The following is a 20643-nucleotide window of genomic DNA, read 5'->3' as shown; positions in this document are numbered from 1 at the left end:
AAGCATGAAAAACGCAAAGGTATAGCGACAAACATGGATAATCTGCAATACCATAACAAAATCTTTGATAACTGGGGGTTTTTCTCATTAACCGAAGCCCACAGTGAATTATGCCGGTCTCTTACATGAGATACCTGTTTTCTGGAGAGCCGTATGCGGGAAAACCGCACGTACGGTTCGGAGGGAGGGGAGCCAGTAATGGATAACTCCCCTACCCCTACCATGAGGTGGGGAATCTGAATTTCCCCACCCCACACTATCACCCTTCAGCGATCAGGATCTCGTCCATGAAGATCCAGGCTTTGCCGCCGCTGCCGGAATGCCATTCAGGACATAAGCCGATGTTTTTGGCACTGATCCGCAGATAACGGATGCGATCCGGATGCCTCAGATTGGCGTTCACAGAAAGGATGTCGAACTTGAGGTCAGGGAAATAGGCGAAGGTTTGCAAGTTTTTCTGAAATACTTTTTGATAGTTCATGCCATCGAGAGAGACCTCAATTTTAAGCTGCCTGGGATAGAATATCCACTTGCTTTGATCCCGCAGGAAACGCAGCAGCATGCTTTTCAGGATCATGGGACGAATGAGTTCGATGTCAAGGATCGCGTCGCAGGCTTCGAATCCCACCCAGTTCTTACGATAATCAAATTGATTTCCGAGGCTTCCGTTCACCAGCGCTCTTGCCCCTCCCCCATCATATTTTGGCGAATTGGGGTGGAGATAGCTGATCTTTTTCACCCATTGATAGTGAAATAACGCACTGATGGGAAATCCCTGCAAGCAACCTGGCGCAAAAGCGCGGGCGGAAATGATCGCCATCCTCTTGAACAAGAGCGGCTTGCGGAATAGATACGAATACTCTGTCGGCAGGCTGGAATCATGTGTGTATCTGATAACGGCATCGGAATCTGGACTCTGCATCTCCACCAAAGCCTGGTTTCCCTTGCTTTTGATGATGATCCGCGGACGAGCGGGGATGGTCCTGTGCAGCGATATGAAGCGGATCAGTTTTTCCAAAACCAGCGAATCGATGCCTTCGAGCTCGGCAATGCAAGTGATCGCCGCTATCAGTTTTTCCGGAAAAGATGTCAGCTCTCCCATAGCCGATTTGGGGTCGTAATCCAACCGCGAGACTGTGCTGCCGAGATTCAGGATAGTTTCCGGCGGGTTGGCGATCGCGTCGAACCGATTGAACTCCTTCTTCAAGCTGCGAAGAACTTCCGGCAGGCGTTTCAACACTCCCGGAATACCGTTTAGAAGTTCCTTCCGGGCATCGGCTTGCGCAGTGAAATGCAAGGCGCAATCAAGCACTTCATTTCGAGCCGAGGGAGGAAGCAGGATCTGGATCGCGAGCCGCGAACCGTCGTAGCTCCAATGCCCTTCCTTCAACACCGCTGAATATGGAAGTGCGGTTTTTCCGCAGATAACTTGTTTTGGAGGAAAGCGTCCGATGATATTGAGCTGATAAGAAACCAGTTGCGGCATTCCCGTGAAACTTCCTTTGGTGGCGGAAATGCTGATCTTCAACAGCCGGTCGAGGACATGCTGATTGATCTCTGTGCAAGCAAAGACGCCGGCTTGGTATTGATCTGTATTTCCGTCGTCTTCATAGAGCCTGGTCTTACCATCGGCTCCGGGATAAAAATCGAGGATAAAGAGATCGCTTGCTTCACCAAGGCATTGATCTTCCGGCAGGAGGGGGATGATCGCTCCCGCTTTGCCAAAGGTGGGTATTTCTTGCAAGGTGTATGCAAGCTTGATTGATCTGCCGCCTTCCATGAGTGCGCCATGGCAGACGTCATACCAAAGCCCCGGCGGAAGCCAGATATTCTGGTTTACAAGCTCCATTTCATCTGCTGCGTGGGTGATCGGCACGACCATCAGATCTTCACCGAGAAAATACTGCCCGGGATTTTGATAGGCTTCCTCATGTTCGGGATAGAACCAGTAGAGCGGGCGGCAAAGAGAGATTCCTTCATCAAATGCCGCTCGTGCCGCGCCATAAAGATAAGGAGTCAGCGAGTGCCTTAGCAGCAATGCCTCCCGCATGGCGTCATAGTGATCGGGAAACTTCCATATCCGCCGTTCCAGTTCGCTATCTTTGGTGGCATGGGTGCGTAAAATCGGACTGAGAGCGCCAAACTGCAGCCAGCGCAAATAGAGCTCTGCACTGCCGGCTTCTCCCTTGTGCCCGCCGATGTCGTGGCTCCAGTATCCATAGCCGACGTTTCCTGCCGTGGCAGTGAAATATGGCAGATTTGCCAGCGATTTCCATGAGATCCAGGTGTCTCCACAAAAGCCGATTTGATAGCGGTGATTGCCAAGCCCGCCCCAACGGGCTAAGAGCAGTGAACGCTTTTTGCCGTTTCTTTGCTTGTGGGTGAAAAACACATGATTGAGCCACCAGATATTGTTCAGTCCCGGGATTTGTTTGCTATCCTTCCACGCCTGCCAATCCAGCCACCAAAAATCCACACCTTCTTTTTCCAGGGATTCGATAATCGCGCCAAAATACGCTTCCGCCCACTTTTTCTCTTCCATGGCAAAGGGATAGCTGCGGTCTTTGGAGGGTTTTTTCCCGTAAAGACGGGCAAAATCCGCGTAGTGTTCTTCATCTTTGGAGATGCCGGAAGCGGGATGCAGGTTGAGAGCAATCCTGATGCCGCGTTCGTGCATTTCTGCAAGGAATCTTTGCGGATCGGGGAAAAGTTCTTTATTCCAAGTGTATCCGCTGAAGCCGATGAGTTCCCCTTGCGAATCATACTCCGGATTGCGGCAGCTCAGTCCTTTGGTTTCATGCCAATCCATATCGATCACGAGAACATTTAGAGGCAGGCGGTGTTTTTTGAAGTCATCGAATAAGCCGCGTAGCTCCGCATCCGAATATGCCCAATGGCGCGACCACCAATAGCCAAAGGCAAAACGCGGAGGCATGGGTATCCTTCCCGCGACCAGACAGTAGTCTCTGATAGCGTCAAGATAGCGGTGCCCATAGCCAAAGAAATACCAATCCTGGGCTTGTTTCCCACCGCGCGCTTTGACCCATTGCCGGCTTGAATCGTCCAAAAGCGGAGTGCGGCTGTCATCGATCAAAGCCCAGCCGGAGCGGGAGATTATCCCTTTTTCGAGCTTGACGTCCCCGTCTGTTTCATCCAGCGTGTGGGTGGTTCCCAAGAGGTTTTGACCGTCCATCATACCGGGAGTCCAGATCGTTTCCGGCATGAAGTTCAGCAGCCGGATGCAGATGTTGTCGCGGGAGAATTTACCGCTGTTTTGCCGGTAGTGAAGCTCGAGAAACTCGGTTTTTATCTCAAGTGTGTCATCTTCCAGCTTTGTTTCAAAAGCCGGAACGGGGAGATTCCGGTTGATGAAAACCAGCGACGCGTCATCGGTGAATCTGCCGCTTTCGCAGTATTCCAGACGTAAAAGACGATCCGTGATCAGGGTGAAACGTGCTTTGCCAAAAAGCAGCACCGCTGCTGGATTTGCCTTTGGTTCAGGTCTTTCGATCATTGACGCAGAGACTTGATGATCGTGAGTCTTTGACGGGCAAGCTCTCTGCCGCCGGAGCGCAGGCTCAGAAAGTAGATACCGTTTGCAAGAGGCGGCAATGGCCATTCCAACAGACCACCGGGGGGAAAAGATATAGCCTGAAGTTCTCTACCGCGCAGATCATAGAGCCGGAGCTTCGCGTCGGATTGTAGCTGCCAGTATTTATCATAAGATACTTTCACCCCTGCGGAGCCAATGCTGTGCACAAGATTGGGATGCACACTTATCACACCTGGAACTTGGGAAGGATCGTGCTCACAAGGAACGGTTTCCTCAACCGTGATGGTTTCGTTTGGTTCAGGATAGAGTATATACTCTGCGATCGGTTCTTCGCTTTGGGGGACGAACACGCGAATGTGATAGCGGATTGCCCAGTTGTGGAAAATCACGATGCCGTCGCGATTGGTGGTATAATTAACTTGGTCGAAACCGAACATGAGTGCAACAACCGTGCCGGGAACCGGATGCCCGTTGGTGCAACGAACGCGCACGTTCACATTGCAGAAATGACTTTCCGGCGGCAGTATCTGACCGGAAAAAGCATGGACTTTTGCCCAGGAGTGATAACCGCCAAATCCGTTGACGATAAAGGGTACCATGATCGCGGCTTGTCCAGGCAGCAAGGGACGCAAATGCACATCTGTGTTCGGAGCTGCCCCCCAGTTTGTAAAACCACCGAATGGAAAATTGGGATTTGTGATACTGATCGCGTCATTATTCCGGTCGATGGGAAAACCAGCTATTTCATGGCTGAGATTGATTTCCGCATGCTCACCCACGTAATCATCAGGGAGCATGAAACTGCCGCTGTTTGTCTCAAACACGAGATCGCGGATGTTCTCCCAGCTTTCTGCAGAGATAGGATGTGGAAAGTACTCCACCCAAAAATCACCCGCGTCATCAAACCGTGCCGATTTGAACCCAAACACCTCCACAGCGGGATTGGCGCTTACAACAGCTAAAAGCACCAGCATACAGATCATAATCAACGGCTTTTTCATCGCTTCGCTCCTTAGTAGCCGGGTCATTTGTCGCATCGCTCGCGATCACCCGACGGTGGTCAATCTTTTACGAAGTTGCCATTATTGTCAAGTGCAAATCGCAAATGTAGCGCAGGATGCTATTCGTGTCAAGCATGGACTTTTTTCTATGGAGTCTAATTTTCTTAGTGTATTTACGGTTACTTGTGAGTCTCAAATGTTGCTGTAAAGTCCAACTCATTATTTCTCTTGTTGCCTGAAGACTTTGCAGTGGCTCTTCGCCGCATACAATCTATATTTTTCGCTTATTGATTCCTTATCCACCGACTGTTTTCATAGTAAATCCAAGCCTGATTTTCCGGCAAGAACTTTTTCGGTTTACCATTGGGAAGCCGAACTCCGATTCGGCTGTGGGGAATCAGAATTCCCCACCCCATATATATTCCCATATTTAGGGTAAGACGCTACACTAGTTGCATTGCCTGCCTCGTCTGCTTAGTAGCATGATTATCGTTGCTGGCGTTGCCCAATTTTTAGTCTCCATAATTAGTCTCCACCGCAGCATCGGCATGCTGCGCTACACCGCTCTCCCACTTGATTAACGCTTTGGAAAGGGAGCGAAGGGAGGGTACAAGACTAAGTAATTGGTAATTACAGCATATATAAACTGAATAAATTCGTGGTAATTATAGCCTATATAAACTGACTAAATTCGTGATTATCCTAACGTTATTCAATCGTTATCCAAACGTAGTTATCCTAAAATAGTCATCCCGATTCACCCTAACAATCGTAGCCGTAGCATAACAATCCACCCGAGCGTGCAAGTAGGATGGTTTTCATTGACAGATATCAGGCATTGCTGAAAGTGGGAACATCTTAGATTTGCAAGGAGTTGAGGTTTTGACACAGTGCCGAATGCCCGGAGTACCGGATTTTGAAAGATTGTCCGCCCATGAAGATGATATAAATGAGCAGGGATTGAATACGCTTTGTATTCCAAGCGCGGATGCTCTGATGCACAATCACTGTTAAGAGATTGCCGTTATGTCCTTTAACTCCATCAATCGTATCTGTAGCCGCATCGTTCTCAGTCTCGCGGGTGAAAAGTATCGCAGTTTCATCATCCTATATTCCAAGTGGAGGGACATCGTCGGAGACCTGTTAGCGGAGCGTTCGCACCCGATAAAATTCCAAAAGTCCATCCTCTATGTGGGGGTGCAAAACAATTCTTGGATGCAGGAACTAATCTTGCATAAACAAACTCTGCTTGTCCAATGCAGGCAATATATCAATGAGGAGCTGACGGATATCATTTTCGTGATCCGCAGTTAGATAGATTATGAAAGACATACAAATCGCGGCATCGCTATTGTCCGCGGATTTTGGCAGATTGGCGGAAGAGCTCAAAGCGCTTGAACTTGCCGGAGCGGAGATCATCCATCTGGATGTGATGGACGGGCATTATGTGCCCAATCTTAGCTTTGGATTTCCAGTGATCAAGCGGGTGCGCGAGCTGACCGATCTGCCCCTTGACGTTCATCTGATGGTCACCAATCCCGCCATGTGTATCGAGCCGCTTTCTGAAATCGGAGTACAGTGGATCTCATTTCACCAGGAATGTGACTATCACGCCCACCGGCTGGTCAATTTCATCCGCAATAAAGGGATCAAAGCGGGTTTGGCGCTCAATCCGGCAGTGCCTGTTCACTCTCTGGTAGCGATTCTGGCAGAGCTGGATTTTGTCCTGTTGATGAGCGTCAATCCTGGTTTTTCCGGTCAATCCTTCATTTCTTCGATCCTGAAAAAGTGCAAGGTCTTGAAATCCCACATCGAAAACGCCAAACTGGATACGCTGATCGAAATCGATGGCGGGGTCAATAATGAAAACTCAGCCGCACTCATCGAAGCTGGAGCGGATATCCTCGTCTCGGCATCATATATCTTCAGCAGCGCGGATTATGGAGCCGCGATCCGCAACCTGCGTTCCGAAGGCAAGAAATAACCAACAAAGGACATTCATACATGTTTGACAGTCTCTCTGAAAAACTGGATAAAATATTTCGCAACCTCAAAGGCAGAGGATATCTCACCGAACAGAACATCAAAGACAGCATGCGGGAGATCCGTCTTGCACTTTTGGAAGCCGATGTAAACTTTAGAATCGTTAAAAACTTCGTCCTCGAAGTGGAAAAACGCGCGCTCGGAGCCGAAGTGGCAAAATCTCTCACTCCGGGACAGCAAGTAGTCAAGATCGTGCACGAGCAATTAGTCGCGCTGATGGATACCGAAGGTTTTGAATTTAAGGTCTATGACAACAAACTCACCAAGGTAATGATGGTGGGTCTGCAAGGCTCTGGCAAAACTTCCACCTGCGCCAAACTGGCTCTTCTATACCGCAAAAAGAACATCAAACCGATGTTGGCGGCTTGCGACGTCTATCGTCCCGCTGCGATCGAACAGCTCAAGGTTTTGGGCAAACAGATCGATATCCCGGTGGTCTTTGAAGACACCAAAGACATCATCAAGATTGCTGAAAGCGCACTCAAACAAGCACAACAGCAATTTGCCAACCTGCTGATCTTCGACACCGCCGGGAGATTGCATATCGATAAGGACATGATGAACGAAGTGGCACGGCTAAAAGCTTATATCAAACCGGATTACATCTTTTTCGTGGCGGATTCCATGACCGGTCAGGACGCAGTCATCGTCGCCAAAGAGTTTTATGACAAGCTTGCCTTCGATGCGGTGATCCTCACCAAGCTGGATGGCGATGCCAGAGGCGGTGCGGCGCTTTCCATCAAAGCGGTCACCGAACGCCCGGTCGCCTTTGTCGGCATCGGTGAAAAAGTGGGCGATCTCGAAATCTTCTATCCCGAAAGAATGGCATCGCGTATCCTCGGAATGGGCGATGTGCTCAGCCTGATCGAGAAAGCGGAAGAGGCAACCGACGCGGAGGAAAACGAAAAACTCGCCCGGAAATTGATAAAAAACCAGTTCACGCTAAATGACTTTTTAAAGCAATTGCAGAGCATAAAAAAAATGGGCTCGTTTGAATCCCTGATCAGGATGATTCCGGGGCTCAGCAGCAAACTTCCGGCGGATTTGAAGATCGACGAAAACGCTATCAAACACGTGGAGGCGATCATCCAATCCATGACCGACAAAGAACGCGAAAAACCGGATATCCTCAACGGCAGCAGACGCTTGCGCATCTCCAAAGGTTGCGGACGCAGCGTCATGGAGATCAACCGCCTTTTGCGCCAGTTTGAGGATATGAAAAAGATGATGAAGAAGATTACCGGCGGGAAAAGCGTGAAAGAACTCGAAAAAATGATGGGAAAATAGACAAGGAGTAATTTTGAAACAACTGATTCTTACTTTGGCAATACTATGCATGCTTGCTCACGGCTTTGCCGTGGGCAGCGTAAAGCTCTCGGACACAAACAACTCGATCAACGTTGTTTCGTCTGGTGAAAACGAAACCATCCTCCAATACCGCATTTCTCACTTTGACAGGGAAAGGGTTACGATCGGTGGAAAAGAATGGTTTCACATCAACCTCCCGGGTGAGGGAATAAGCCAGGACAAGGGCTTTCCCCAGCTTCCGGTCTTTAATCGCAGCATCATCATCGGCAACAGCGCTTTGATGAAACTGGATGTCTATGACGTAGAATATACCGATATCGAAATGCCCATCGCTCCTTCCAAAGGTGTCATCACCCGCGATATCGATCCTGCCACGGTTCCCTATACTTTTGGCAAGGTCTATTCCGGCGAAGAGTTCTATCCAGCCAAGATCGCAAGTCTCTCGGAACCCTATATCATGCGGGATTTCAGAGGCATCACGGTGCAGACAGCTCCCTTTGCCTACAATCCCCAAACGCGGACACTGAGGGTCTTTACTTCATATAAGATCAGGGTCTTTGCCGACGGCATCGATATGCTGAACACACTTTCCACTGCAAGAACATCTATCTCACGCGCTTTTCTTCCGATCTATGAGAATCACTTTATCAACTATCAAAGCTACCGCTATGTGCCAGTGAACGATAGCTTTGGCAAGCTGCTCGTCGTATGTCACTTAAACTTCCTCACTCAGATCGCACCTTATGTGAACTGGAAAAAGCAAAAGGGGATTGAGACCGAACTCGTGGAATGGTCAACGATCGGAACGACCGCAGCCCATCTGCAAACTTATATTCAAAACCGCTATAATGCCGATAATACGCTCACCTATATCCAGCTTGTTGGCGACGCACCGCAGATTCCGTCCCTCAGTTCCGGAGGCGGAGGCAGCGATCCCACTTTCTCGCTTGTGGCAGGAGGAGACAACTATCCTGATATCTTCATCGGACGCTTTTCCGCGGAAACGACTGCCGAGGTGACCGCTCAGGTCAACAAAGCCATCGTCTATGAAAGAGATCTGAATAGCAGCGCCACCTGGCTCTCACAGGCTATGGGCATCGCGTCATCTGAAGGTGGCGGCGGCATTGGTGATAATGACGAATCGGATATCCAGCACATGAATATTATCCGCACAAAATTGCTCAACTATGGATACGGCATAGTAGATCAGATCTACGATCCGGGCGCATTGGCAGCCACCATCACCACAAACGTCAATACCGGACGTGGTTTTATCAACTACGTCGGGCACGGAGACAATACTTTCTGGGTGACCACCGGATTCAACAATACCAACGCCACGAATCTGACCAATGGAAACAAAACTCCCGTGATCATGGACGTCGCCTGCGTGAATGGAAACTTCGTCTCCCTCACCTGTTTTGCCGAAGCCTGGCTCAGAAACGCCAACGGCGGTGCCGTCACGATGTATGCGAGCACCATCAACCAATCCTGGAATTCGCCAATGCGTGCCCAGGATGAATTTACCGATCTAATTACCACGGAGCAGAAATTCACCACCGGCGGCTTGTATTTCAACAGCTCCTGCAAGATGATGGACATCTATGGCAACACAACCGGTTCCGACGGCGTGAATATGTTCAAGACCTGGACGATCTTTGGAGACGCTTCGCTTTTGATGCGTTCCAAGACTCCGCTTGCCATGACAGTCACCCATCCTGCAAGTATCGCGATCGGCACAAGCACCGTGAACGTCTCCACCGGAGTGGCAAACGCTTTGGTCTCCATCACATACACAAACACAATCTATGCCCGCGGATATACGAACGGCAGCGGTAATGCGACCCTGAATCTGATCAACGCTCCCCAGACGGCATTGAATTATACGATCACCGCCACCGCTTTCAACCGCGTGACCTATATCGGCACGATCCAACAAGTTGCTGGAACCGGTCCCTTAATGGTTGTCCACGCTAACACCTATGCGGACAGCAACAACAACGTGGCGGAATATAACGAAGCGGGAGCTTTCAATGTTACTTTCCAAAACAGCGGCGCTTCCACCGCCTCAAACATCACCGCCAATCTCACCTGTTCCACGACCGGTATCTCGGTCACAGACAATACCGAAAGCATCGCGTCCCTCGCCGCGGGCGCCAGCGTTACCAGAACTAATGCCTATACTTTTAATATCGCCAACAACATCGCTCATGGAACCAGTGCCCAGTTCACCATCACTATGGTCAGCGGAGCCGACACCTGGGTGCATAACTTCGCGCTTGCTATCAACGCTCCCGCGCTTGCTTTCGGAACCATGATCATCTTTGATCCCACTCCGGCAAACAACAACGGGCGTCTCGATCCTGGTGAAACAGTTTCTGTCACTATTCTTTTGAACAACACAGGCGGAGCGGCTTCTCCATCCGGAAGCGCCACTCTATCCAGCCTCACTACTGGGATAAGCATCAGCGGCTCACCAGCCACTTTTGGCTCTATCGCTGCAACCGGTTCGGTCAACCCCAGCTTCACAGTTTCAGCGGCAGCGGGAATGACTGTCGGCACCCTTGCAACCTTCAATTTCAACGCCACTGCGGGAGCATATACAGCAAGCAAAAGCGAGACCACAACCGTGGGACAAATCCCCCAAGCCATCATCGGCACCGGCACCACTGTTAGCGGAACTTCCGAAGGCGCGCCGATCAACATCTACTACAAAAGCCTGCATGGACAGGCCGTCTATACCGCTGCGGAGCTGAACGCGGCAGGAGTATTTGGACCCATCAACATCACTCAGATCGGTTTCTACGTCGCTTCAGTGCCGAATCTGGCATTGCCAAACTTCACCATTCGGATGAAGCATACCGCGGAAGCGAACGTGGCAAACTGGCAGACCGCGACCAATTTGTCAACTGTCTATACCAATACCTCCTATATGCCGGTCGCAGGAGGATTTGAGATGTTGAATCTATCCACTCCCTTCCTCTGGAACGGCACCGGCAATATCGTTGTGGATACGGCATTTGACCTGGTTTCAACTTGGTCTACCATCGGGACTGTGCGATACACATCGGTCACAAACGGATACCGTTATGTCAGAAGCGATACTGCCAACCAGGGAAACATCTTCACCGGCGGAACGCTTACGGCTTTTCGTCCGAACCTGAAGCTCACATTCCAGGCACAGCAATCTCCAGAACCCGCGATCGCGGTCAATCCTGCTTCATTCACGGAAACCGTAAACAGCGGTGCAAGCGTAAACCGCAACCTCACCATCACCAACACCGGCAGCGCTGCTTTGAACTGGTCTGTTCAAGGACGTGAAGTGTTAGTTTCTGAGAGAGACGATGTCTTATCCACCCAAGCGAGCGATGACCTGCGTCCCTCTACCTGGCTGAGCGTCAGTCCTCTGTCAGGAACAATAGCCGCAGGCGGAAACACTGTTTTGACCGTGACTCTGAACTCAAGCGGTCTCGCTGTAGGCATCTACAACGATAGCATAGTGATCAATTCCAACGCCGTGAACAATCCCTCGCTCAGCGTGCCGGTCAGCCTCACGGTTTTCAACCCCTACCCCGTCAATCCTCGATACGTGGCGGAATGGGAACCTGCCAAGGGTGCGGTGATCCGTTACCCTTTCGGCTTGCCCTATTCGATGATGAGAGACATTGCCGTGGACAACCTTCTTTATGTGGTAGTAACATCCGCCAATCAAAGTACTTGCAACTCGCTATTGACATCAAACAGCGTGAACATGGCAAACGTCCGCTACATCAATGCCGCCAGCGATTCTTACTGGATCAGGGATTACGGTCCTTGGTACATCTTTGAAAACGGAAACGACCTCAGGATCGTGGATTTTACCTACAACCGTCCCCGTCCGAACGACAACGTCGTTCCCGTTGCGATCGCCAACTACCTTGGCTTGCAGTATTATACAATGCCGATCGTCCATACCGGCGGAAACATCATGAGTAGCGGCATGGGCAAGGCAATGAGCACCCGCCTGGTTTTGGAGGAAAACACATCCCTCACCCAGAATCAGATCAACACAATGTTCAACAACTACTTGGGCGTGAGCGATTATCAGCTCTATGAAGACCCAAACAACACCTACATCGACCACATCGATTGCTGGGGCAAATTGCTGGACGTCGATAAAGTGATCATTCGCAGCGTGCCAACCACCCACGCGCAATATACCGCCATCGAGGCAGTCGTGGCTCAATGGCAAAGCACGACCACCAGCTATGGAACACCCTATCGTATCTATCGTGTATATACGCCAAACAACGAGCCCTATTCAAACGCGTTTATCCTGAATAAGAATATCTTTGTTCCCCAAATGGGAACGGCAAACGATGCCGCGGCTCTGCAATCCTATCGCAACGCCATGCCGGGATACACGGTCACGGGGTACACACATACAAACTTTGAAGCTACTGACGCCATCCACTGCCGCGTAAACTCCATCTTCGACGAGCAAATGGTTGTGCTCAATCACGTTCCTCCCACATCCGCAACCGCCGGAGAGGGTATCGCTATTTCCGTGAACATCAGATATCAAAATCCCCTGAATCCAGCATCCACATTCGTGGCATGGCGGCATTCCCCCACGACCGAATGGCAATATGCGTCCCTGACCAATCCCAGCGGCAGTATCTGGAACGCCTCGATACCCGCCCCCGCTTTGGGACAAACGATCTATTACTGGATCAAAGCCACAGACAACACCGGCAGAAACAGCACGCTTCCACTATGTGCCGGAAACGATCCCTTCTCCATCCTAGTAAATATCCCGGGCATCAACAATGCTCCCGTGATCGGGTTGCCGCCGAGCTTTGCCTTTGATATGAACGGCGAATTGACGGTTGATTTCAGCGCTTACGTCAGCGATGTCGATGGCGATCCTCTGATTTTGTCCTATAGCGGAAACAGCAATATCTATGTTTCGGTCAACGGTTTGAGCGTAACCTTCAGCGGCGCATCAGATTGGATCGGCACCGAACTTATCACTTTCATAGTGAGCGACGGCACGGACTACGCACAAGCATCAGTTCCGGCAACGGTCAATCTCACTTTCCTCTCTGCGCCTGATATCCAAGTATCAGAGAACGCTGGAATAGTGAGCCTCACCTGGAACGCGGTCAACCATGCCCAAAGTTACCGTATCTACGGATCAAACAGCACCAACGGCAATTTCATTCTGATCGGCTCGACAAATGAGCTTTTCTGGAGCGAGCCCGCGGCGGAAAATCGTTTCTACAAGGTGGTCGCCACCGATCAGGCAAGATAAGCACACTATATCAAGGGCTCGGTTTTTTTTCGAGCCCTTTTGTTTGGTTTTGACCTTATGGTCGTCTCTTAACTGGCAAAAAAACATCCTTTCCAGCAAGAATTCACGCAAGAACAGCTCTGAGACACGATTCGCTTGACAAAAATGCGATCGGATAATCCTTGTGAAAGATTATGTCAAGTATAAACCAAGATCACAAGTGGAGAGAATATGGCACTGCTACTAAAGACCACTAAGTTCGTGGAATCGCAGCTTGATACCTTTCTGGACATCGTTAGCGATTCCGCCTCGCTGTTCCAGTTTGGCATCGAGGATTATCTCTTGGAAAGGAACGCCCAGTTTGAGGAGCGTCTCACGCAGATCCGCGAAAACGAAAAAAAAGCCGATGATCTGAGAGTCGCAATCGAGAGATATCTCTATGAACGTACCCTGATTCCTGAAAACCGAGGCGACGTCCTTGCAATCCTCGAAAACACGGATGAGGTGATGGATGGCATCAAGGACACCCTGATGCAGTTTTCCATCGAATTGCCGCAAATCCCCGAGGAACTTGACGACCTCTGGATGCAGACCACACGGGCGTCAGCGGCTGCGGTGGAGCAACTCGTTTTTGCAGTTCGTTCCTTCTTTCACGATATCGCCGCTGTGAATAACTATATCCACAAGGTCTATTTCTTTGAGCGGGAGGCGGATCATCTGGGTGAAAAGCTGCGCCGCCAGATATTTAGCCTCGATGTCGATCTGGCTTTAAAGAGCCAGCTCCGTTATTTTGCCATTCATATCGAAATGATCTCGGATTATGCTCAGGCAGTCTGTGACCGCCTTTCCATCTATACGATCAAACGTCAGATGTAGCAAGCGCTTGACATGATTTTTATCTATCTCTTGAGCGGATTGTTTTTGGGTTGGTCTCTGGGAGCCAACGACACCGGTAACATCTTCGGCTCCGCTGTGGAAACGCGCATGCTCAAATTTAAAAAGGCGGCGCTGATTGCAGCGATATTTATCTCCCTGGGCGCGATCCTGGAAGGCAGCGGTCCTTCCGGCACCCTGGGAAGATTGGGTTCCGTCGATGCTTTGGGAGGAGCTTTCACAGTTTCTCTGGCTGCCGCGGCGACGATATTTGTGATCGTGCGTTTGGGCATTCCGGTCTCCACTTCCCAAACGATCGTGGGTGCGATCATCGGATGGAACTTTTTCAGCGGAAGGATCACTGATTACCGGTCGTTGGTGACCATCGCCTCAAGCTGGGTGACGGCATTTGTGCTCTCCGGAGTGATCGCAGCTGTGCTCTTCTACATCTTTCGGGGTTGGATCAACAAATCCAAGACCCACCTTTTCGAGCAGGATCTATATACCCGCTATGCCTTGATCGTAGTTGGCGCTTTCGGAGCTTATTCATTGGGAGCGAACAACATCGCAAACGTCGTCGGCGTCTTCGTTCCGGTCACTCCGTTCAAGGACTTGCAGATTCCCGGACTTTTCGTGATCGACGGAGTGCAGCAACTTTATATCATCGGCGCGGCATCAATTGTGCTGGGAATCTACACCTATTCTCACAAAGTGATGCGCACGGTGGGCAGAGACCTCTTTCATCTTTCGCCGGTGACGGCGTTGGTGGCATTGATGGCGGAAGCGATCGTGCTCTTTCTCTTTGCCTCGCAAGGGCTGTATAATCTATTGTTGAAATTGGGCTTACCGACAATACCGCTGGTGCCGGTATCCTCCACTCAAGTGATCGTCGGAGCAGTGGTGGGCATTGCAATTGCCAAAGGTGGAAAGAACCTCCGCTATGGCATTTTGGGGAGAATCACGCTTGCCTGGATAGCTGCGCCGGTGATGGCGTTTCTCTTTTCCTTCATTGCGTTGTTTATCATTCAAAACGTGTTTGAACAGACGGTGCATCAACAGCTTAGATATACTTTCAACCGCCAGACCGTCTTGCAGATTGAACGTGCCGGATTCGATACCAAAGCCCTTTCCCTGGTTAATGGCAGAACCTTTGAACGCGAACGCGAGCTTTTGATCGAACTGATGCAAAACAAAGCATATACACGCCGGCAGGCGATCGATATCATCCGGATCACGGAGATATTCCCTCTCGAAGTGAAAGTCTCGCGCCTGCACGATAAAAGTATGCAAAAACGTCTCGACGACAATCAACTTGCGGATATCAACACATTGGAAGGCAAGAAATTCCAGCACAAATGGCAACTCAAAGAGGCTCTGCAAAACTTCGATTCGTGGAAGACGCATATAGCACCGGAAAACGAAGCGCAGAAAAACCATAACCGCAAGATAGAGAGTAAGCTGGAACTCCTCTACCGGAGTTTCTACGCTCCTTTGGAAAGTCACTAACATTCATGTCCCCTTTTGTTGAAAAGATCATCCCCCTGATCATTGCATTCTTTGTGGGCATCGCCGCCAAGCGCTTGAAGACGCTGAGCAAGGAAGACGCACCGATCCTGCTTCGCTTCGTGCTTTCGGTCAGCTTGCCGGCACTCACGATACTGGCAATCATGCGCGTCTCGCTGTCCGCGGATACGGCATTGATCCCGCTTTCCGCCATGTTAGTGGTCTTCAGCATCTATTTCATATCTTCTTTTGTGGGCAAGCATTTAAACATGGCAGGTCCCACTTTCGGCAGTTTCCTCGTGGGCACATTGATCATGAATACTGCTTATTCGCTGCCCTTTTTTGCCGCCGCTTTCGGAGACGAGGGACTGGCGCGCGCTTCGCTATTTGACGTCGGCAACAGTTTTCTGATCTTCACTTTCAGCTATTACAACGCCATCAAATATGGCGACAATGCCCATACCGGCAAGATCAACTGGGGCAAATTCCTGAAGCTCCCACCCCTGTGGGGAATGGCGATCGCGATCACGCTCAAAGCTTTGCGAGTGGAAATACCGACGATCGGAATGAACTTTTTAAACATGGTCGGGCAGCCAACCGTTCCTTTGGTAATGATCGCCCTGGGCTTATACTTCGAGCCCAAGCTCAAAAACCTGGGGAAAGCGTTGATCGCAGTCCTTATCCGCATGGGCGGCGGTTTGCTCTTGGGCTTGTTGCTGGCTACGGTCTTTGGTCTGGAGGGAATCACCCGCACCGTGGTGATCGTCAATTCCGCCACGCCCATCGGGTTCAACACTTTGATCTTTGCCAATCTGGAAAACATGGATCGGGAGTTTGCCGCCACGATGGTCTCCGTCTCGATTTTAATCGCGCTGTTCTATCTGCCGCTATTGATATACTTCTTCACATAGGTATTGGGAAACAATCCCGCCTGGCAACAAAGCGTGAGACCCGCATAATGTCGATGTTCATCGAGGAGTTTCTTGGACAGGATGAACGTTTTAACGGCAGGGAACGCTTTTTGCATAAATGCAACATAAATACTTTCAAATGGAAGAAAACGATGAAGCAACTCATGATAATCGCAACTATCTCAATAATATACGGATCGCTCGCGGCAGTGAACCTAAGCTTTGATATTGCGCCACATTTGTGGAACCAGAAAAACGGCAGTGAAGCCCTGCCGGTGATCCTCGAACCCGGTGCGCCGATGTTGCCCTATTATCCGATCCGGGTATTACTGCCTTTCGGAGAAAGGGTGGAGAGCCTCTCGATAGACTTTTCCTCACCGGAACTGATCGAACGGAATCTTGAGCTTGACTATGCCCGCCACCAACAACCTATATCTCTTCCCGCGCCCGATCTGACGGTGAAGAATCCCCTGATCTGGAATGCCGACCAAGCCTTTCCCACGCAGGATTTCGAGCTATTGGGAACGCAATACTATCGCGGATATCAGCTTGCCATCATCAATATCTATCCATTCAAATACAATCCCGTCACCAGAGAACTATATGCCTCGCGGAGCGCCAAGTTCAATATTTCGAGCATCTTTGATAGTGAAGAAGCCAAGTATCAAGCAAACTTCCTCGCCACGGATGCCAAAACTCTGCAAAACCTGAACGGCTTTGCCATAAACCTCTCCGCGGCAGAAACCTATCGCCTGGCACCAAGCTATCGCACCCATGCCCCACGCTCCCGCTTGATCGATCTTTCCTCACCAAAGAAGATGATCGTGATCACCGATGCCGCGCGCGCTCCCTGGTTCAACGATTACGTTCAATGGCGCAATGGCTTGGGCATTTCCACCGGCGTCTTTCTCACCTCCGATATCTATGCCGAATATACCGGTGCCGACAATGCCGAGAAAGTCCGCAACTTCATCATCGACGCCTATCAAACCTGGAACGCGACCGCCACTGTATTGGAATACGTGATCCTCGGCGGAGACGATGAGATTGTTCCCGAACGCGGCTTTTATGGACAGGTGGGGGAGACGGTCGATCAACGCATGCCCTCGGATTTGTATTACGGAAACCTTGACGGCAGTTTCAACGCCAACGGAAACAATATCTACGGCGAGGTTTCGGACAATCCGGATTACCTGCCGGAACTTCATGTGGGCAGGTTCCCCGCCGAAAGCTTCACAGAGTTCTCAAATATCTTCCGCAAGACTCAATACTACGTAAATAACAGCACTTTCAGCAACAACATATCCATCATGTTCGGCGAAAACCTGAACTGGAACCCCCTCACCTGGGGTGGAGACTATAAAGACGACGTCGCAAACCACATTCCGGACACCTATCACATGACGAGACACTATGAACGCGACGGAACCTACAACGGCAGCATCGTCTGGAACGCCATCAACAACGGTGCCAACGTGATGAACCACATGGGGCACGCCAACGAGACCTATCTCATGGGACAAGGCAATAACACCATCCAACAGCTACAAAACAGCGAATATGGCTTTCTCTATTCACAGGGATGCTACCCCGCCGCTTTTGATCAACGCACCAGCACAGATGGAGAATCCATCGGCGAACATCTGCTCATCGCTCCGGGAGCACTCTTTGCTTTCATCGGAAATACTCGCTACGGGTGGTACATGCCCGGCAGCATCAACGGCGCCTCACAATACTATGACCGCGAATACTTTATCGGCTTATTTGAGACTCTGAACACCCAACTCGGAGACGCGCTCAGCTTTTCCCGCATGCAAAACGTCAATGCTGCCATGAACAGTGATGTGATGCGCTGGTGCTACTACGAAATGGTGCTCTTCGGAGATCCTTCCATCGAGGTCAAATATCCCGATCCCCACCTTCCCAACCTGACCATGGAAAGCTATACTTTTTCAGATGTTGAGGGCGATTTTGACGGCACCATCAATCCCGGCGAGATCATCCAATTGAAACCGCGTATCCGCAATGCCCAGGGATGGAACACTGCCTACAACCTCAATGTCTGCATTGCCGGATCCCCTGCCGGAGTAGAAGTTCTGACCGGCTGTATCGTGATTCCGGAATTGGCTCCGGGAACCCTCACAGACCCGGATGAAGTGATCATCCGCTTGCAGCTTCCCCAGGCGATGCCCTATGGGACAAGCACTCTCAAGATCCAAGTGGATGCCTTCCATCCCGTCACCGGGCTCTCCACCGGTGCAAAGTTTTTCTACGCCACTTTTGATATCACCTTGATAGACAACCGTTTCCCATGGGATTGCATCAATAGTTCAAAATCCGCACCCATCGTCTATGATTTCAACGGTGACGGGGAGCAGGACATCATGTATCAGGACGTTTTTGGCGAGGTATATTACATCGGTCCGGATGGAGAACAATTTGGCGGATTCAACGTCTCCGCACCGCAAAACATTATGCGCAGTAGCGCCATGGGAGATATTAACGCAGACGGTATTCCCGATCTCGTATTTGTAAGCCGCACCGGAAAGCTGCATGCCACCACGACCACCGGAAGCGTTATATTCACCCATCAAAACAGCAGTCAATTTCTTTTCACACCCGTGATTGCGGATATAACAGGAGACGGATTCAACGAAGTGATCGCCCACACTTTGGATAACAAGGTATATGCCTTCAACCGCTTTGGCACGATCCTCAGTGGATTTCCTGCGGATCTCGGCTCTACCTTCCAAGCCGAACTCGCCGTCGCGGATCTTGATGGCAACGGAGCGTTTGAAATCATCGCCGGAACCGTCAATGGGGACATGATTGTCATCAATGGCAACGGGGCGATCATGAGTGGCTGGCCTATCAATCTGGGAGGATCGGTAAACGGCGCGCCCACGGTTTTGGACAACAACCGCATCGCCGTTGGGACAAATTCCCATCTGTATCTTTTGGCTCCGGACGGCAGCATCGTATTCAGCAAACCGATCCCCGCATCGATGGCTTCCAGTCCCGTGATTGCGGATATCAACGCCAACGGCAACAAGGAGATCATCTTCGTCACCCTCGGCGGAATCGTCTATGTCGTCGATCAAAACGGCAACGACCTAAACGGTTTTCCCGTCGCCTTGGGAATCAATTTCTCCAGCCCGCCTTTGGTCGCGGATATCGATGGCGACCAGCACATGGAAATCCTTCTGCACAGCTACGTCAATTCCATCTTTGCCCTGAACCACGATGGCAGCACGGTCCCCGGCTTTCCATTCCACACATCTTACAATGGTAGCACTCCCGGCACGCTGATTGATTTTGACGATGATGGCATCTGGAAGCTTGTGGTGGGCTATTCTACCGGCGTGCTGATGATCAATCTGCGCCTGCCGGTCAGCAACAGAACGCCGTGGATCACCTATCGCGGCGGATTGGAACGTCACGGCAGCTATGCTTCCACCGGATATGTATCCAACCAGGATCAGCTCATGATTCCAGTTCAAAGCAGATTGGAACAAAACTTTCCCAATCCGTTTAACCCAAGCACCACAATCAGATACAGCATATCAGAAGAAGGCAAAACAAGTATCAAAATCTTCAACATCAAAGGTCAACTCATCCGCGTGCTCGCCGATGGCATCAAAGCCAAAGGTTCTCATGCGGTAGTCTGGGACGGCACCGATAACAATGGCAGAGCCGTTTCCAGCGGAATCTACCTCTATCGTTTGGAATCCGGAAAACACAGACAGACCAAGCGCATGCTGATGCTGAAATAATCAGTCTCAAAACAGATACTGCTCAAATAGCTATCCGGTAGCGCAGGATGCCGATCCTGCGAAACTGTTCCCATCGTTTCCGCAGCATCGGCATGCTGCGCTGCTCATTGGGAAGCCGAACTCCGATTCGGCTATGGTGAATCAGAATTCCCTACCCCAAATTCACCACTACCAAGGAAGATCACACACTGCTGCACCGCTTCCGCTGGAGTGTGGATGTTCGATTTCACAAATAGATAGGACGGGACATCTTCCCCCTTAGCAATACGGAATCAATACGGACTCATTACGGACTAATACCAATTCGCTTTCATATATCCAAATTCATCCACTTAAAATAGGTCAGTCTTGAAACCATATCTTTGTTGTTGTCCAGGTATTCAAAGCTATCAATCAGGGCATTCTG

The 20643-nt window shown here is 50.4% G+C and carries 10 protein-coding genes; 8 read left to right on the top strand and 2 right to left on the bottom strand.

The genetic code is table 11. The annotated features are described in order from the left end of the window. Nucleotides 1-259: 259 nt before the first annotated feature. Complete coding sequence (locus Q8M98_11905; GenBank protein ID MDP3115455.1) at nt 260-3514, bottom strand: glycoside hydrolase family 31 protein; 3255 nt, start codon at nt 3512-3514, stop codon at nt 260-262. Further along, nucleotides 3511-4581: a T9SS type A sorting domain-containing protein gene (locus tag Q8M98_11900; protein MDP3115454.1), complete on the bottom strand. Its 1071-nt coding sequence runs from the start codon at nt 4579-4581 to the stop codon at nt 3511-3513. Before Q8M98_11900 ends, Q8M98_11905 begins: the two co-directional genes overlap by 4 nt. 999 nt (nt 4582-5580) lie before the next feature. On the opposite strand from Q8M98_11900, the gene Q8M98_11895 reads away from it, so the two are divergent. The 8 genes from Q8M98_11895 (at nt 5581) to Q8M98_11860 (ending at nt 20237) form a co-directional block, all read left to right on the top strand. Next, the gene (locus Q8M98_11895; GenBank protein ID MDP3115453.1) at nt 5581-5868 is read left to right on the top strand and encodes a DciA family protein; all 288 of its coding nucleotides are present in this window, start codon (nt 5581-5583) and stop codon (nt 5866-5868) included. Nucleotides 5869-5875: 7 nt separating this feature from the next. Then, a complete protein-coding gene (rpe, locus tag Q8M98_11890) occupies nt 5876-6538 on the top strand; it encodes a ribulose-phosphate 3-epimerase (GenBank protein MDP3115452.1) in 663 nt (220 codons plus the stop codon). Nucleotides 6539-6558: 20 nt separating this feature from the next. Next, complete coding sequence (gene ffh, locus Q8M98_11885) at nt 6559-7884, top strand: signal recognition particle protein (protein MDP3115451.1); 1326 nt, start codon at nt 6559-6561, stop codon at nt 7882-7884. Nucleotides 7885-7897: 13 nt separating this feature from the next. After that, complete coding sequence (locus Q8M98_11880) at nt 7898-13198, top strand: C25 family cysteine peptidase (GenBank protein MDP3115450.1); 5301 nt, start codon at nt 7898-7900, stop codon at nt 13196-13198. 210 nt (nt 13199-13408) lie between these two features. Then, nucleotides 13409-14053, top strand: coding sequence for a DUF47 family protein (locus Q8M98_11875; protein ID MDP3115449.1), 645 nt, complete (start codon nt 13409-13411; stop codon nt 14051-14053). 12 nt (nt 14054-14065) lie between these two features. Beyond that, on the top strand, nt 14066-15556 hold the full coding sequence (locus Q8M98_11870; protein MDP3115448.1) for an inorganic phosphate transporter: 1491 nt from the start codon (nt 14066-14068) through the stop codon (nt 15554-15556). Nucleotides 15557-15561: 5 nt separating this feature from the next. Continuing rightward, nucleotides 15562-16464 carry an AEC family transporter gene (locus Q8M98_11865; GenBank protein ID MDP3115447.1) on the top strand — a complete coding sequence of 301 codons (903 nt, stop codon included), beginning with the start codon at nt 15562-15564 and terminating at the stop codon, nt 16462-16464. Between the two features lie 47 nt (nt 16465-16511). Beyond that, nucleotides 16512-20237 (top strand): C25 family cysteine peptidase, encoded by a 3726-nt coding sequence (locus tag Q8M98_11860; protein MDP3115446.1) that lies wholly within the window; start codon nt 16512-16514, stop codon nt 20235-20237. The last annotated feature ends 406 nt before the right edge of the window (nt 20238-20643 follow it).

The sequence above is a fragment of the Candidatus Cloacimonadaceae bacterium genome, from assembly GCA_030693415.1.
Classification (GTDB): domain Bacteria; phylum Cloacimonadota; class Cloacimonadia; order Cloacimonadales; family Cloacimonadaceae; genus JAUYAR01.
Note: the sequence above shows the minus strand (reverse complement) of the source record. Positions and strands in the feature narration are given on the sequence as shown.